Source organism: Streptomyces sp. NA04227 (assembly GCF_013364195.1).
Classification (GTDB): Bacteria; Actinomycetota; Actinomycetes; order Streptomycetales; family Streptomycetaceae; genus Streptomyces.
Genome location: NZ_CP054918.1, coordinates 5,713,035 through 5,730,533, shown reverse-complemented (window position 1 = coordinate 5,730,533; position 17,499 = coordinate 5,713,035). Strand labels below are relative to the sequence as shown.

Below are 17,499 nucleotides of genomic sequence, written 5' to 3'. Positions count from 1 at the left end.
CAGTTTCGTATGCACCTCCATAACAAGAACGCAGATCCAGAACGCAAAACTCGCAACTCGCAACTCAGAACGCACAACTCAGAACGCACAACTCAGAACGCACAACTCAGAACGCACAACTCAGAACTCAGAACCGACAACGCAGCAGCAGGCTCTTCTGAAAGAGGGAGACGTGAGCAGGCTTTCTCCTGCAGTACTGCCGGATCCGCGCGTGGAAACCCTGGTCGATCTGCTTCGGAAGCGGAGTGAAGAGCAGGGTCGGCAGACGGCATTCACCTTTCTTTCCGACGGCGAGAACGTCACGGAAAGGCTGTCCTACGCCGACCTCGATCAGCGGGCGCGGGCCATTGCCGCCCGGCTGCGCACCGTCGGTTCTCCCGGCGATCGCGTGCTCATGCTCTACCCGTCGGGCCCGGAATTCGCCGCGGCCTTCTACGGGTGTCTTTACGCGGGAATGATCGCCGTCCCGGCTTATCCACCGCGTTCGGACAAGCACGCCGCCCGGCTCAACGCGGTCGCCAAGGACTCCGGCGCCACCGTCGTCGCCGCCCCCGGCTGGCTGTGCGACATGCTCTCCGGCAAGCACTACACCGAGGCGCACTGGGTGGCCACCGACCTCGTCGAGGCGGCCGAGGCCGAGGACTGGCAGCCGGTCGACGCGGCCGGGAGCGAGCTGGCGTTCCTGCAGTACACCTCCGGGTCCACCGGGATCCCCAAGGGCGTGATGCTCTCCCACGCCAACCTGCTGCACAACTGCACGATGATGGCGCACGGCATGGGGCACACCGAGCGTCCGGTGTACGTCTCCTGGCTGCCGCTGTTCCATGACATGGGCCTGATCGGCAATCTGTTGCAGGCGCTGTACTGGGGCACCGAACTCGTCTACATGCCCCCGGAGGCCTTCCTCCAGGAGCCCATCCGCTGGCTGAAGGCGATCAGCGACTACGGCGGCACGTTCAGCACCGCGCCGAACTTCGCGTACGAACTCTGCGTCCGCCGCACCCGGCCCGAGGACCGCGCGGGCCTGGACCTCAGCAGTTGGAAGGTCGCGCTCAACGCCGCCGAGCCGATCCGCGCGGAGACCCTGGACCGGTTCGCCTCCGTCTACGCCGAGCACGGCTTCGCCGAGGGCTCCTGGTACCCCGCGTACGGGCTGGCCGAGAACTCCGTCTACGTCACCGGCGGCACCCCCGGCGAGGGCGCGCGGGTGCATCACCTCGACGGCGCGGAGCTGGAGCGGGACCGGGTCGTGCCGGTCGAGCCCGGCACCCCGGGCGCGCGTTCCGTGGTCGACTGCGGGCGCGTCCACTACGACCAGAAGCTGCTGATCGTCGACCCGCAGACGGCGCTCCCGGTGTCCGAGGGCACCATCGGCGAGGTCTGGATGAGCGGGCACAGCGCGGGCCGGGGCTACTGGCAGCGCGACGAGGAGACCGTCGCCACCTTCCACAACCGGCTCGCCGGGCAGGACGCCGAGGACGGTACGGAACTGCCCTGGGTGCGCACCGGTGACCTGGGCTTCCTCACCGCCGACGGCGGGCTCGGCATCACCGGCCGTATCAAGGACCTGATCATCGTCCGCGGGCGCAACCTGTACCCGCAGGACATCGAGAAGACCGTCGAGGGCGTCGACCGTCTCTTCCGGCCGGGCTGCACCGCCGCGTTCTCCGTGGAGCTGGACGGCGAGGAGCGTGTGGTCGTCGCGCAGGAGGTGCGCGCGGAGGCGGAGTCGATGGACCCCGCCGAGGTCCAGCGACTCGGCCTGGCCGTGGCGAGCACGCTCACCAAGGAGTTCGACGTACCGTTGCACGCCCTGGTGCTGCTGCGCACCCGCGCCGTGCCCAAGACCTCCAGCGGCAAGATCGCCCGCCGGGCCGCCAAGAAGGGTTACCTGGACGGCACGTTGAACGCGGTCGCGACCTGGGACCGTACGGCTGCGGTGGCCGCCGACCGGGACACCGCCGCCGGGCCGCCGGGCCAGTACGAGGAACTCCTGCGGCAGGTCCTGGCGGCCGTGGCCGACCACCTTTCGCTGCCCGCCGACAGCATCGACCCGGGCACCAACTTCGCGGCCTACGGCTTGGATTCGGCCGGTGCCGTGTCCGTCTCCGGGGTCCTCCAGCGTGCCCTCGGCCGCCGTCTGCCCGCCCCGCTGCTCTACCAGCACCCCACCGCCGAAGGCGTCGCCCGCCACCTCGCCGGGATCCAGGAACCGGCGGCCACCCGCGACAACGCACGCACCGCCGACGAGCCGGTTGCCGTCGTCGGCCTCGCCTGCCGCTTCCCGGGTGCCGACAACCCGGAGCAGTTCTGGGAGTTGCTGCTCGGCGGCACGGACGCGATCGCGGAGATCCCGGTCGAGCGCTGGGGCACCGAGCTGCGCTACGACCCCGCGCTGGGGCGCCCCGGCAGCGTCAGCACCCGCTGGGGCGGCTATCTCCGCGAAGTGGCCGGATTCGACCCGGAGTTCTTCGGGATCTCCCCGGCGGAGGCCCGCGCCATCGACCCGCAGCAGCGGCTGCTGCTCGAAGTCGCCTGGGAGGCGCTGGAGCACGCGTCGATCCTGCCGTCCTCGCTCGCGGGCAGCGACACCGGCGTCTTCGTCGGTATCAGCAACAACGACTACAGCAGGCTGACCGCCGGTGCCCCCCAGGCGCTGGACGCGTACTACGGCACCGGCAACGCCCTGAGCATCGCCGCCAACCGCCTCTCGTACCTGCTCGACCTGCGCGGCCCGAGCCTCGCCGTGGACACCGCCTGTTCGTCCTCGCTGGTCGCGCTGCACCAGGCGTGCGCGGCGCTGCGCAGCGGTGAGTCGAAGGTGGCGCTGGCCGCGGGCGTCAACCTGATCCTCGGATCCGAGCTGACCTCGGTGTTCTCGCAGGCGCAGATGATGGCCGCGGACGGCCGCTGCAAGGCCTTCGACGCGCGCGCCGACGGCTACGTACGCAGTGAGGGCTGCGGCGCCGTCGTCCTCAAGCCGCTGTCGCTCGCGCAGGCCGACGGCGACCGGATCCTCGCGGTCATCCGTGGCTCGGCGGTCAATCAGGACGGCCGGTCCAACGGGCTCACGGCGCCGCACGGTCAGGCGCAGCAGGAGGTCATCAGGTCGGCCTGGTCGGCGGCGGGGGTCGCCCAGGACGAGATCGGCTACGTGGAGGCGCACGGCACCGGCACCAGCCTCGGCGACCCCATCGAGTACGAGTCGCTGACCTCCGTACTCACCGAGGGCCGCACCGGCGAGGCGGGCCCGGTCTGCCTCGGCTCGGTCAAGACCAACATCGGGCACCTCGAATCGGCCGCGGGCATCGCCGGGTTCATCAAGACCGTCCTCGCGCTCGGGCACGGCACCATCCCGCCGAACCTGCACCTGACCGCGCTCAACCCGCACATCGCCGACCTGGACTCCCCGCTTGAGATCCCCACCGAGGCACGGCCCTGGCCGCGCGAGCGGCGGATCGCCGGGGTCAGCGCCTTCGGCTTCGGCGGGACGAACGCGCATGTCGTACTGGAGGCGGCGCCCGAGCCCGCGCGGGCGGACGGCACGGCGGACGCGGACGTTCCCGTGGTCCTGCCGCTCTCCGCCAACAGCCCCGCATCGCTACGGGAGTTGGCCGCGCGGTACGCCGAACTCCTCGCGCGCGGCGAGCTGCCACTGCCCGAGGTCGGCTACGCGGCCGGCAGCACCCGCACCGTCTTCCCGCACCGGCTCGCGGTGGCCGCCGCCACCGCCGAGGACGCCCGCGGTGTCCTGGAGAAGTTCGCGGCGGAGGGCAAGGCCTCGGCCGGGCGCACCCACGGCGGTACCGCCGCGCGCGCACCGCGCCGCGCACCGGCCACGGCCTTCCTGTTCACCGGGCAGGGCTCGCACCACGCGGGCATGGGCATGGATCTCTACCGGTCCTGGCCCGCCTACCGCGAGGCCTTCGACGCATGCGCGCAGGTCGCCCAACAGCGCCTGGGCTTCGACCTGTTGGAGGTCGTGGCGGACGAGGAGAGGCTGGCGCGGACCGAGTTCGCGCAGCCCGCGATCTTCGCCGTGGAGTACGCGCTGGCCGCGCTGTGGCGCTCGCTCGGCGTGGAGCCGACGTATCTGTTCGGGCACAGCGTCGGCGAGTACGTGGCCGCCTGTCTGGCCGGGGTCTTCGACCTGGCCGACGCGCTCACCCTGCTCGGCACCCGCGCGAAGCTGATGCAGGAGCTGCCGCCGGGCGGGCTGATGCGCGCCGTGCGCGCCCCCGAGGCGGAGGTGCGGCCGCTGGTCGAGCGGCGGCCGGGCGAACTCGCGGTGGCCGCGGTCAACGGCGCACAGGAGATCGTCCTGTCCGGCACGGCCGAGGCCGTCACCGAGGCCGCCGAGGAACTCGCCGCCAAGGGCCATCTGTCCAAGGAGATGCGCACCTCGCACGCCTTCCACTCGCCGCTCATGGACCCGGTGCTCGACGAGTTCCGCAGGGCCGCCGAGAAGGTCACCATGAAGGCGCCGCAGGTCCCGCTGGTGTCCTCGCTCACCGGCCGCCTGGCCGGTCCCCGGATGGCCACCGCCGAGTACTGGGTGGAGCAACTGCGCGGCACCGTGCGCTACGCCGACGGCGTTCGGACGCTGCTGGACGAGGGCTGCCGTACCGGCCTGGAACTCGGCCCGGACGCGATGCTCGCCCCGCTGGCCAGGAAGATCGCCGCGGGCACCGAGGAGCCGGGCGACTGGGTCTCCTCGCTGCGCGGCGGCAGGCCCTGCGGCCTGGTCTTCGCCCAGGCGCTGGGAGCCGCGTGGGCACTGGGCCTGCCGGTCGACTGGAGCGCGGTGAGCGGCGGCGGTGAACTGCCGCGCGCCAAGGGGCACTTGCTGCCCACGTATCCCTTCAACCGCCGCCGTCTGTGGCTGCCCGACGAACTGCCGCGCGCCGCAGCCGACTTCGGTGGCCGAGACAGCGGACACCCGTTGCTCGGGCGGAAGTTGCCGCAGCTCGCCGAGGACGCCGAACGGCACGTCTGGCAGCGGGTGCTGGCCCGGCAGCAGTCCGAGGTGCTCGACGACCACCGCATCCAGGGCCAGGTCGTCGCGCCCGGCACCAGCTACATCGAGATGGCGCTCGCCGCGGTCAGGCAGCTCGCGCCCGAACAGCCGTACGTACTTGAGGACATCGAGTACCTGAGCGTGCTCGGCGTGCCCGCGGACGGTGCCCGCATCGTCCAGGTCGGGCTGTACGGAAAGCCCGGCGGAACCCTCGCGTTCAGCGTCCACAGCCGGGCCGAGAGCGAGGGCTCCGGCTGGCTGCAGCACGCCGCCGCACGACTGGTGCGCTCCGGCGGGGCCGAAGGCGCCGGAAACCGCAACGGGCAGCACGGGGAGAAGGGGGAGAAGACGCCGTGAAACTCAGCCTGATGTTCTTCGCCAGTTACGAGAACTCCCTTGAGGGGGAGGACCGTTACGGGCTTCTGATCGACAGCGCCAAGTACGCCGACGCGCACGGTTTCCACAGTGTGTGGGTGCCCGAGCGGCACTTCACCCCGCTCGGGTCGCTGTACCCGAACCCGGCCGTGCTCCAGGCCGCCCTGGCCCGGGAGACCTCCCGGATCGGGCTGCGGGCGGGCAGTGTGGTGCTGCCCCTGCACAACCCGCTGCGGGTGGCCGAGGAGTGGTCGGTCGTCGACAACCTGTCCGGCGGCCGGGTCGGCATCTCGGTCGCCTCCGGCTGGAACCCGGACGACTTCGCCTTCTTCCCCGACCGCTACAGCGGCCGCAACGACGAACTGGCCCGCGCCGTACCTCAGTTGCGCGCCCTGTGGCGTGGCGAGCAGATCCCCGCCACCAGCGGCACCGGCAAGCAGATACGGGTCCGTAGCTATCCGCGCCCGGTGCAGCCCGAGCTGCCGATGTGGATGACCGCGGCCAGTTCGCCGGAGAGCTTCGCCCGGGCCGGACGGATGGGCGTCAACCTGCTCACCCACCTGCTCGACCAGGGCGTCGAGGGCCTCGCCGAACGCATCACCACCTACCGCAAGGCCCGCGCCCAGGCCGGGTTCGACCCGGAGGCCGGTCAGGTCACCGTCATGCTGCACACCTTCCTCGGTGCTGACGCCGGGCAGGCCATCGAGGCGGCACGGGACCCGTACTGCGAGTACCTCAAGGGAAACCTCGGGCTGCTCAAGGGACTTGCCAGCTCCCGGGGACGGGGCGACGTCGACATCCAGGCGCTGCCCGAAGAGGAGATGAACCAGTTCGTCCACTTCCTCTACGAGCGGTTCGCCGCCGAGCGCTCCCTCATCGGATCGCCGGAGTCCAGCCTGCCGCTGGCCCGCCGCCTGGCCGCGATCGGCGTGGACGAACTGGCCTGTCTGCTCGACTTCGGCCCGCCCGTCGACCAGGTCATGGCCGGACTGCCGTCCCTGGACAAGCTGCGCGAACTGACCGCCGACGACCCGGAGGTGCTGCGCGGGATACGGGACCGCCGTGAGGCCGTGGCGCTGTACGCGCAGTCCCCGGACGGTACGGCCGCCGGTACGCACGAGCCCGCCGCCGAACCCGCCGCTCCCGCCCCCGCCTGGACCGACGACCCCGACGAGATCCGGCAGCGGTGCACCACCGAGATCCCGGCCGACGAGTTCTTCGAGGTGCTCGGCGCCGCCGGTGCCGGTTACGGCCCGCGGATGCGCTGCCTGGAGTCCCTGTGGGTGGGGGAGTCGGAGGTGCTCGGCACCCTGCGGATGCCCAGCGGCGGTGAGGCGGACGCCTACGAGTACCACCCGGCGCTCCTGGACAACGCCTTCCTGCTGCTCGGCGCGCTCGCCCCGGGCGCGCTGACCGGCGGCGGCGTCCTCGCGCTGCCCGCCGGGGTCGGCACGCTCCGGCTGCACCGGCGCCCTGAGGGCCTGGTCCACTCCCATGTCGTACGGACTCCCGAGCGCGAGCCACAGGGCGAACTGCGCGCCGATGTAAGGCTGTTCGACGAGCACGGCACGGTCGCCGAGGCGGCGGGCCTGCGGATGCGGACCGTGGAGTCGGCGGAGGATTCCGTCGACCCGGGTGCCGCTCTGTGCTACCGCACCGACTGGACCGAGGTGGCGGCGCCCGCCCCCGCCGAGGACGCCGAACCCGGCCGCTGGCTGGTCCTCGCGGACGAGGGCGGCACCGGGGAGGCCCTCGCCGCCGAGCTGACCGCGGGCGGCCACCGGGTCGAGATCGTCCGGCGGGCCGAGGGCGACGAGCCCGGCCAGGTGCGCCGCGCGCTGTTCACGGCCGTCCGCAGCGAGCCGCTGACCGGTATCGCCCTGCTCTGGCCGCTGGACGCCCCGGGCGCCGCCGACCTGGACACCGCACAGGTCGAGGCCGCCCAGGGCCCGGGCGTCGAGTCGGCGCTCGCCCTGCTGCGCAGCGCACTCGAACTCGACGACCCCACCCGCTGCGGCCGCGTCTGGCTGGTCACCCGGGGCGCCCAGCCCGCCGGGGGCAGCCCGGTCGGCGTCAGCGGTGTGCTCCAGTCGCCGCTGTGGGGCCTCGGCCGGGTCGCCGCCGCCGAACAGCCCGATCTGTGGGGCGGGTTGCTCGACCTGGACCCGTCTGCCGAGGCCGATCCGGCGCGGCTCGTCCAGGTCCTCACCGGCGAGCGCGCCGAGGACCAGCTCGCCGTACGCGGTTCCGCACTGCTCGCCCCGCGTCTGGTGCGCGCACCCGAACTCGCCCGGCCCGCGAGCCCGTTGCCGCGTCTCGACCCGGCCGGCACCTATCTGCTGACCGGCGGTCTCGGCGACCTCGGACTGGTGCTCGCCCGCCGGATGACCGAACTCGGCGCGCGCAGCCTGGTGTTGACCGCACGCCGTGGCCTCACCACGGACGAGCAGCGCGCGGCCATCGACGAACTCACCGCGCTCGGCGCCCGGGTGCACGTCGCCACCGCCGACGTCTCCCGCCACGAGGAGCTGGTCGCCCTGCGCGACTCGCTCGCCGAACAGGGCCTGCCGCCCGTGGTCGGCCTGGTCCACCTGGCCGGTGTGGTCAAGGGCGCCATGCTCGGCGACCTGGACACCGAGCGGCTGCGCGAGGTGACCGCACCCAAGATCGCCGGTGGCTGGAACCTGCACCGCGTCTTCGCTGACGCCCGCCTGTTCCTCCTTGTGTCCGCACTGCCCGCGGTCTTCGGTCCGGTGGGCGTCGGTGCCGCCAACTACGCGGCGGCCAACGCCTTCCTGGACTCGCTCGCCCACCACCGGCGCGCCGAGGGCAGCGCCGCGGGAGCGCTCGGCTACGGCCCCTGGAACCGGGTCGGCATGGCCGTCCGCGAGGACGGGCTCGACCAGCTCGCCCGGGTCGGCGTCGGCAGTATGGCGCCCGCCGAGGCCACCGAGATCTTCGACCGGTTCCTGGACCAGGACCCGAGCCAGCTCACCGTCGCCCGGCTGAACTGGGCCGAGATGTTCGCCGCCTTCCCGACCGCCCGGCACACCGGCCAGTTCGGCGCCTTCCTCGCCGAGGCCGGGGACGAGGGCGCGGCGGAACTGCTCCAGCGCTGCGCCGAGGCCGACGCCGACGAGCGCACCGCGATCGTCGCGGAGTACCTCACCGAGCGGCTGGCGGGCGTTCTCGGCGCCGAGCCCGCGCAGGTCGACCGGCAGCAGCCCATCGTCGAGATGGGCCTGGACTCACTGATGTCGCTGGACCTGCGCAACCGCATCAAGAACGAACTCGGCGTGGTGGTGCCCATGGTCCGCCTCCTGGAGGGGCCGAGCATCGAGGAACTCACGGAACACGTCCTGGAGCTTCTCGTCGCGGTACTCGCACTCGAAGAGGACGAACACGTCGAGGAGTTCACGCTGTGACCGAGCAACTGACCACTCTGCTGGACGACTTGGCCGAGGCCCGGGTCCGGCTCCGCGCCGAGGGCGAGGAGTTGAAGGTCTCCGCCGCCAAGGGCGCGCTCACCCCGGACCTGCGCGAGAGGCTGCGCGCGGGCAAGGCCCGGCTCCTGGCCCATCTGCGGGCCGAGGCCGCCCTGAACGAGCCGGTCAAGCCGCTGCCGAGGGAGGGCCGCGACACCGAGGGCTTCCCGCTGTCCGACGGGCAGCAGGCGCTGTGGCTGCTCGACCGGCTCGAAGGCGGCGAGCCGACGTACGTCCTCAGCGGCGGCGTCCGCCTCACCGGAGAGCTGCGCACCGACCTGCTCATCGACTGTCTCGGCCTGCTCGCGGGCCGGCACGAGGCGCTGCGGACCGCGTTCCGGCCCGGTCCAGGGGGCGAGGTCAGGGCGTTCGTGCTGCCTCCGGCCGAGCTGGAGGTGCGCCGCAGCGACCTGTCCCAACTTCCCGCGGGCGAGCGGGAAGAGGCACTGGAACGGCTGGTGCACGCGTCCTCGCGGGAGGCCTTCGACCTCACCGAGGGGCGCCTGCTGCGCGCCACCCTGATCAGGACCGGCGAGCAGAGCCACTACCTGTTGCTCTCCGTGCACCACATCGCCGCCGACGCGCCCTCCCTCGCCGTCCTTCTGCGTGAGCTGTTCCGGCTCTACGAGGGCGGGGCCGAGCCGACCACGCTGCCGCCGCTGTCCGTCCAGCACGCGGACGTCGCCGACTGGCAGCGCCGGAGCCTGTCCCCGGCCACCGAGGAACGCCAACTCTCGTACTGGAAGGAACAGTTGGAGGGTGCTCCGGTCCTTCTGGAGATGCCCGCCGACCGGACGCGTCCGGCCCGTCAGTCCTTCCGGGGCGGCGCCGTGCGCTTCACGTTCGACACCGCGACCACAGCCCTGATCCAGGAGGCCGCCGGGCGCGCGCACGTCACCGCGTACACCGTGGTGCTTTCCTGCTGGGCCGCCGCGCTCGCCCGGCACGCGCACGCCGAGGAGGTGGTGGTCGGCACCCCCGTCAGCAACCGGGAACGGCCGGAGGCGGCCTCCGTGGTCGGCTTCTTCGTCGGCACCCTGCCGCTGCGCGTCGACCTCTCGGGCGAGCCCAGCTTCCACGAGCTGCTCGGCCGCACCCAGCGCACCTTCCTGGAGGGCTTCGAGTACCGCGCGGTGCCCTTCCAGCAAGTCGTCGCCGAACTGGCCCCGCGCCGCTCGGCCAGCCACGCGCCCGTCTTCCAGAACATGCTCACCTACTACGAGTCGCCGCACAGCGACCTGAGCCCGGGCGAGCTGCGGGCCGAGGCCGAGGACGTGCACAACGGCACCGCCAAGTTCGACCTGACCCTGTTCGCCGAGGACCGGGGCGACAGCCTGGTCTGCACCCTGGAGTACGCGAGCGACCTCTTCGACGAGGACACCGTCCGCCGACTGGCCGACTCCTTCCGGGAGTTGACCGCGGCCGCCCTGCGCGAACCCGGCACCCCGGTCTCCCGCCTCCCGCTGATCACCGCCGAACAGCGCACCGAGCTCCTCGCGGGCCGCAACGCCACCGACCGCCCCGTCGACCTCGACCGCCCGGTGCACACCTACGTCACCGAGCAGGCCGCCCGCCGCCCCGAGGCCGTCGCCGTCCGCTTCGGTACGCGGGAGCTGACGTACGCCGAGCTGGAGGAGCGGGCCAACCGCCTCGCGCACACGCTGCGTTCGAAGGGCGCCGGACCGGACGTACCGGTCGGACTGCACACCGCGCGCTCGGTCCGTCAGCTCGTCGCCATGCTCGCGATCCTCAAGGCGGGCGCGGCGCTGCTGCCGCTGGACCCCACCCACCCGGCCGAGCGGACGACGCTGATGCTTCAGGAGTCGTCCTGCCCACTGGTCCTGAGCGACAGCGCCCTGGACACCCCCGAGGGTGTCCGGGTGCTGCTCCTAGACGAACTCGACTCCTCGGGCGAGGAGTTGACGCCGCCCGAGGTGGTCACCGGCCGAGACAACCTCATCTACGTGCTCTACACCTCCGGCTCGACCGGGCGCCCCAAAGGCGTGGCCATGCGGCACGGCGCGCTCGCCAATCTGCTCGACTGGCAGGCCGAGACCTTCCCGTTCACCGAGGACGACCGGGTGCTCCAGTTCAGCGCCCTCAACTTCGACGTGAGCGTGCAGGAGATCTTCGCGACCTGGGCGGCGGGCGCGAGCCTGGTCCTCGTCGACCAGGACACTCGGCGCGACGCGCTGCGCCTGCTGCCCTACCTCCAAGAGCACGGCGTCACCCGGCTGTTCCTGCCGTTCGTCGCCCTCCAGCAGCTGGCCGAGGTGGCCGACGCCAAGCAGAGCTGGCCCGAGAGCCTGCGCGAGGTGTTCACGGCGGGCGAGCAGCTCCACGTCACCGAGGAACTGCGGACCTTCTTCACCCGCACCGGCGCCGCCCTGCACAACCAGTACGGGCCCTCCGAGTCGCACGTCATCACCTCGCACACCCTGCCCGGCACCCCGGACGGGTGGGAGAGCCTGCCGCCCATCGGCCGGGCGGTCGGCAACACCCGGATCTACCTCCTGGACCGCCACGACGAGCCCGTACCGCAGGGCGTCGCCGGTGAACTCTGCGTCGCGGGCGACTGTCTGGCCGCCGGATACCTGCACCGGGACGACCTGACCGCCGAGCGCTTCGTGGCGGACCCGTTCCGGCCGGGGGAGCGGATGTACCGCACCGGCGACCTGGCCAGGTACCGGGCCGACGGCGAGATCGACTTCGTCGGACGGATGGACAACCAGGTCAAGATCCGCGGCTTCCGGGTCGAACTCGGCGAGATCGAGGCCGTGTTGCTGCGTCACCCGGGGGTGGCGGAGGCCGTCGTCGAGCCACGGCGGATCGGCGCCGGGCGCGAGCTCGTGGCCTGGCTGGTCGCCGCGGAGTCCGGGCTGCCGGACGCCGCCGCACTGCGGGAGCACTGCGCCCGCGCGCTGCCCGACTACATGCTGCCGAGCCGGATCGTACGGCTGGACGCGATGCCCACCACCCTCGCGGGCAAGGTCGCCCGCCTCCAACTGCCCACCCCCGAACCCGAGGACGGCGCGGCCTCCGGCGCCGAACCGAGCACCCCCACCGAGAAGTCCGTGGCCCAGGTCTTCGCCGACATCCTCGGCGTCGGACAGGTGGCCGCGGACGCCAACTTCTTCGACCTGGGCGGGCATTCGCTGGGCGTCACCCGTGCGGCGCTGCGGCTCAGCGAGGAGCACGGCGTGGAGATCACCGCCCAGATCATCTTCGAGAACCCCACCGTGGCGGGCGTCGCCCGCAGCCTGGACACGCTCGGCTGGGCGGTCTCCGCACCGCGAGCCGCTGCCACCGACGACGACGCACGAGAAGAGGGAGAGCTGTGAGCACGCCGGTCGAACTCCTCACCGAGCTGCGGGCCCGCGACATCAGGCTCTGGACCGAGGACGGAAAGCTCCGCTTCAGCGCCCCGCCCGGCGCCCTCGACGACGACCTGCGCACCCGCGTCAAGGCCCTGCGCGCCGAGCTGATCACCCTGCTCGGCGGCGGCACCAAGGAACGCCCCGCGATCGAGCCCGTCGACCGCGACCGCGAACTGCCGCTGTCCTACGGCCAGCAGCGCATGTGGGTCATGGCCGAGATGCTGCCCGAGAGCGGCGCCGCCGCGTACGTACTGTCCGGCCGGGTGACCCTCGAAGGCACCCTGGACGAGAGGGCCGTCGGCGCGCTGCGCCGCGCCCTGACCGAACTCGTGCGCCGCCACGAGGCCCTGCGCACCGTGATCCGGATGGGCGACGGCGAACCGGTCGCCGAGATCCTCGACCCCGTCGAGGTGCCGCTGCCCGAACTCACCCTCGCCGAGGGCGAGTCCGTCGAAGCGCTGGCCTCCGCCGAGGCCCGCCGCCCCTTCGATCTCGCGAGCGGCCCGCTCCTTCGCGCCTCGCTGGTCCACGACGGCCCCGACCACGGCCACCTGCTGCTCTCGGTGCACCACATCTGCGCCGACGGCTGGTCGCTCGGCGTCCTGTACCGCGAACTGTGCGCGCTCTACGCCGCGTACGCGGGGGACTCCGGCGCGTCCGCCCCCGAACTGCCCCAACTCCCGGTCCAGTACGCCGATTACGCCGCCTGGCAGCGCACCCACCTCACGGCCCGCGAGATGCCCGAGGACGTGGAGTTCTGGCGGCAGCAGCTCGACGGGCTGCCCGGCCTGCTCGAACTGCCCGGCGACCGCCCGCGGCCCGCCCAGCAGTCCTACGCGGGCGGCGTCGAGACCTACCACCTGCCCACCGAAGTCATGGATGCCGTACGGGAGTTGGCGGCCCAGCATGGTGCGACTCCGTACATGGTGCTGCTCGCCGCCTGGTCCGTGGTGCTCTCCCGGCTCAGCGGCGCCGACGACTTCGCGGTCGGCACACCGGTCGCGGGCCGGGCCAGGCCCGAGGTCGAGCCGCTCATCGGCTTCTTCGTCAACACCCTTGTGCTGCGCGTGAAGACGGAGGGCGAGCCCAGCTTCGCCGAGCTGCTGCGGCGGGTACGTACCACCGGTGTGGCCGCCTTCGACCACCAGGACCTGCCCTTCGAGCAGCTCGTGGACATCCTGGAGCCGGAGCGCGCGCTCAGCCACAGCCCGCTGTTCCAGCACATGTTCATCCTGCAGAACGCCTCCGCGGAGCGGCTCGAACTGCCGGGCCTTTCCAGCGGACTTGAGGAAGTGCACACCGGCACCGCCAAGTTCGACACCACCCTCATCGCCGAGGAGGGCCCGGACGGACTGCGCGGCAGCCTCGAATACGCCACCGACCTCTTCGACGCGGCCACCGCCCGCCGCTGGCTCGGCCACTGGCGCACCGTCCTGGACGCCGCCCTCGCCGCACCCGAGACCCCCGTCTCACAGCTCCCGCTGCTCGGCGCCGACGACCTCGACCGGCTGCTCACCGGCTGGAACGACACCGCACGCGAGGTCACCGACACCACCGTGCACGAGCTGGTGGAGCGCCAGGTGCGCGCCGACGGCGAACGGGCCGCGGTGGTCCAGGGCGACGAGACCCTGACGTATGCCCAACTCGACGCGGCCGCCGAGCAGTTGGCGTCCGGCCTGCGGGCGCGCGGCGCACGCCCCGGCAGCCTGGTCGGGCTCTGCCTGCCCCGCACCCCGCGATTGCTTGTCGCCCTGCTCGCCGTACTGAAGACGGGCGCCGCCTACCTCCCGCTCGACCCGTCCGCACCCGCCGAGCGCAACGAGTTCATCCTGCGCGACGCCGGGGCCGCGCTGCTGCTTACCGGCGGCAGCGCGACCGCCACCGCGCGCGCCGCCTGCCCGCCGGTCACGCAGCTCCTGGACCTGGACCAACCGGCGGACGACCAGGCCGAGTTCGGCGACGGGCAGCCGCCCGCAGCCGTACGTCCCGACGACCTCGCGTACGTCATCTACACCTCGGGTTCCACCGGCCGCCCCAAGGGTGTCCTCGTCGAGCACCGCAACGTGGTCAACTTCTGCGCGGCGATGACCGAGGTCTTCGGCGAGGACGGCACCGGCACCTGGCTCGGCGTCACCACCGTCTCCTTCGACATCGCCGTCCTCGAACTGCTGTGGACGCTCATCGGCGGCAGCACCGTCGTGCTCCAGCCGGACGCCCCGCGCATCCCCGGCCGCACGGCGGGCCGCACCACCGAGCTGAGCCTGTTCTACTTCTCCAGCGCCACCGACACCACGGGACTCGCGACGCCCGGCACCTACCAACTCCTCATGGAGGGCGCCAAGTTCGCCGACGCCCACGGCTTCCAGGCGGTGTGGACACCCGAGCGGCACTTCCACGCCTTCGGCGGGATCTACCCGAACCCGTCCGTGGTCGGCGCCGCCGTCGCCGCGGTCACCGAGCGCGTCGCCGTCCGCGCGGGCAGCGTCGTCCTGCCGCTGCACGACCCGGTGCGCGTGGTGGAGGAGTGGTCGGTCGTCGACAACCTCTCCGGCGGCCGGGTCGGCCTGTCCGTTGCTTCCGGCTGGCAGGCCGACGACTTCGTCCTCCAGCCCGGCAACTACACCGACCGCAAACAGGTCATGCTCGACGGCATCGAGACCATCCGCTCGCTGTGGCGCGGCGGTTCGGTGGAGCGCGTCAACGGCGTGGGCAAGCCGGTCGAGGTCCGGCCGCTGCCCCGCCCGGTGCAGCCCGAACTGCCGGTGTGGGTCACCGCGGCGGGCAGCCCCGACACCTTCCGCGCCGCCGGCGCGGCGGGCTGCAACCTGCTCACCCACCTGCTCGGCCAGGACCTGGAGCAGCTCGCCGAGAAGATCGCGGTGTACCGCGAGGCCAGGGCCGCCGCCGGGCACGAGGGCCGCGGCCATGTGACCCTGATGGTGCACACCTTCCTCGGCCGCGACCCGGAGACCGTGCGCGAACTGGTCCGCGGCCCCTTCCGCGAATACCTCGCCTCCTCGCTCAGCCTGATCGGCAACCTGGCCCGCACCCTCGGCCTCGGCGACGACCTGAACGCCCTGTCCGAGGACGACCTGAACACCCTGCTCGACCACGCCTTCGAGCGCTACTACGACCGGGCCGCCCTGTTCGGCACCCCCGAGCAGGCCGTCGGCATGCTGGACGCCGTCGCGGACACGGACGTCGACGAGGTCGGCTGCCTGATCGACTTCGGCGTCGACGACGCGACCGTGCTCGCCTCGCTGCCGCTGCTCGCCGAGGCGGGCGAGCTGCACCGGGCGCGAGGAGCCGAACAGGCCCATTCCATCTCGGAGTTGATCGAGCGGCACCAGGTCACCCGGCTCCAGTGCACCCCCTCGCAGGCGGCGATGATCCTGGCCGAGGAGGGCGGCCCGGAGGCGCTGGCCGAGCTGCGGCTGCTCCTGCTCGGCGGCGAGGAACTGCCCGCCGCCCTGGCCGAGCGGCTCACCTCGCTCACCGACGCCCGTATCCAGAACATGTACGGGCCGACCGAGACCACCATCTGGTCCACCACCCACCGCGTCGACCCGGACGGCCGCCCCCTGATCGGCCGCCCGATCGCCAACACCTCGCTGTACGTGCTCGATTCGGCCCGCAACCCGGTCCCGGTCGGTGTGCCCGGCGAGCTGTACATCGGCGGACGAGGCGTCACCCGCGGCTACCTCGGCCGCCCCGAACTCACCGCCGAACGCTTCACCGCCGACCCGTTCGCCACCGGACCGGACGCGCGGATGTACAACACCGGCGACCTGGTCCGCTACCGGCCCGACGGCACCCTGGAGTTCATCGGCCGCACCGACCACCAGGTCAAGGTGCGCGGCCACCGCATCGAACTCGGCGAGATCGAGGCGGCGTTGCGCTCCCACCCGGACGTCGCCCAGGCCGCGGCCACCGTGCACGGCACCGGCGTGGACCGCGCCCTCGCCGGATACGTCGTCGCCGAACCCGGCGCCACCGTCCCGGCCGCCGCCCTCCGCGCCCACCTGGCCGAACGCCTCCCGGCGTACATGGTCCCGGCCTTCCTCCAGGAACTGCCCGAGCTGCCCTACACCCCCAACGGCAAGGTCGACCGGCGCGCGCTGCCACAGCCCGCGGCCGCCGTCCGCACGGGCACCGAGTGGATCGCCCCGCGCGGCCTGACCGAACTGCGGCTCGCGGTGCTCTGGGAGGAGACCCTCGGGCGGCACTCGATCGGCGTCCACGACAGCTTCTTCGAACTGGGCGGCAACTCCGTACTCGCCGTGATGCTCCTGGCCGAAGTGGAGCGGCAGTTCGGCAACCGGCTGCCGCTGGCCACCCTGTTCCGCGGCCCGACCGTCGCCGAGATGGCGCGCACCCTGGACGAGGGCACGGGCGACGCACGCGAATCGCTGATCCGGCTGCGCCCCGGCGGCGAGACCCCCGTGTTCCTGCTGCCCGGCGCGGGCGGCAACCTGGTGTACTTCCACGAACTGGCCAGCCGACTGCCCGAGCGCCTGGCCCTCCACGGCCTGCAACCGCTGTTCGGTGAGGAGATCGACGCCGAGACCGTGGTCGGCGAACTCGCCGACCAGTACCTGCCGTTGGTCCTTCAAGCGCAGCAGGAGGGCCCGTACCACCTGATCGGGCACTCCTTCGGCGGACACGTCGCCATCGAACTCGCCAATCGGCTGCGCGCACTCGGCAAGGAGATCGGCCTGGTCTGCCTGCTCGACACCTCCACCCCGCTGCCCGAGCGCACCCAGCACACCGACGACTGGGACCAGGCGACCTGGCTGGAGACCCTGGTCCGCGTCTTCGAGCGGATCTTCAAACGAGACCTGGACATCACGGGCGAGGCCCTGCGCGCCCTGCCGGAGAGCGAGCAACTCGGCTATCTGCGGGCCGAGTTGGCCCGGCACGGCGTGCTGCCGCCGGAATTCGACGACGACACACAGCTGCGCGGCTTCATCCGGGCGTACATCGCCGACCAGCGCAGCCTCTACTCGCCCGCCGAACCCTACGAGGGTGTCCTGACCTTCTTCCGCGCGGCCGACCTCCACCAGGACAACGTGCCGCCGGAGGACCTCGCCTGGACCCTGGAGGATCCGGCGCGGGGCTGGGGGCGGTTCTCCGCCCGTCCGATCGACGTACACGAGGCCCCGGGCGATCACCTCACGATGCTCACCATGCCGCATGTGGAGCAGCTGGCGAAGCAGCTCGGCGACCTCGTCCTTCCCTGAACGCC

General features: G+C 72.4%; 4 protein-coding genes. All 4 read left to right on the top strand.

Features of this window, described 5'->3' with window-relative positions; all coding sequences use genetic code 11:
• Window positions 1–211: 211 nt before the first annotated feature.
• From HUT18_RS24440 to HUT18_RS24425, 4 genes are read left to right on the top strand one after another with little or no spacing between them, the layout of a single operon-like run.
• Complete coding sequence (locus tag HUT18_RS24440; RefSeq protein WP_176102703.1) at window positions 212–5,374, top strand: type I polyketide synthase; 5,163 nt, start codon at window positions 212–214, stop codon at window positions 5,372–5,374.
• A complete protein-coding gene (locus HUT18_RS24435; RefSeq protein ID WP_176102702.1) occupies window positions 5,371–8,817 on the top strand; it encodes a bifunctional LLM class flavin-dependent oxidoreductase/SDR family oxidoreductase in 3,447 nt (1,148 codons plus the stop codon). Before HUT18_RS24440 ends, HUT18_RS24435 begins: the two co-directional genes overlap by 4 nt.
• Window positions 8,814–12,218, top strand: a complete 3,405-nt coding sequence (locus HUT18_RS24430) for a non-ribosomal peptide synthetase (protein ID WP_176102701.1) — start codon at window positions 8,814–8,816, stop codon at window positions 12,216–12,218. Before HUT18_RS24435 ends, HUT18_RS24430 begins: the two co-directional genes overlap by 4 nt.
• Window positions 12,215–17,494 carry a MupA/Atu3671 family FMN-dependent luciferase-like monooxygenase gene (locus tag HUT18_RS24425; protein ID WP_176102700.1) on the top strand — a complete coding sequence of 1,760 codons (5,280 nt, stop codon included), beginning with the start codon at window positions 12,215–12,217 and terminating at the stop codon, window positions 17,492–17,494. Before HUT18_RS24430 ends, HUT18_RS24425 begins: the two co-directional genes overlap by 4 nt.
• The last annotated feature ends 5 nt before the right edge of the window (window positions 17,495–17,499 follow it).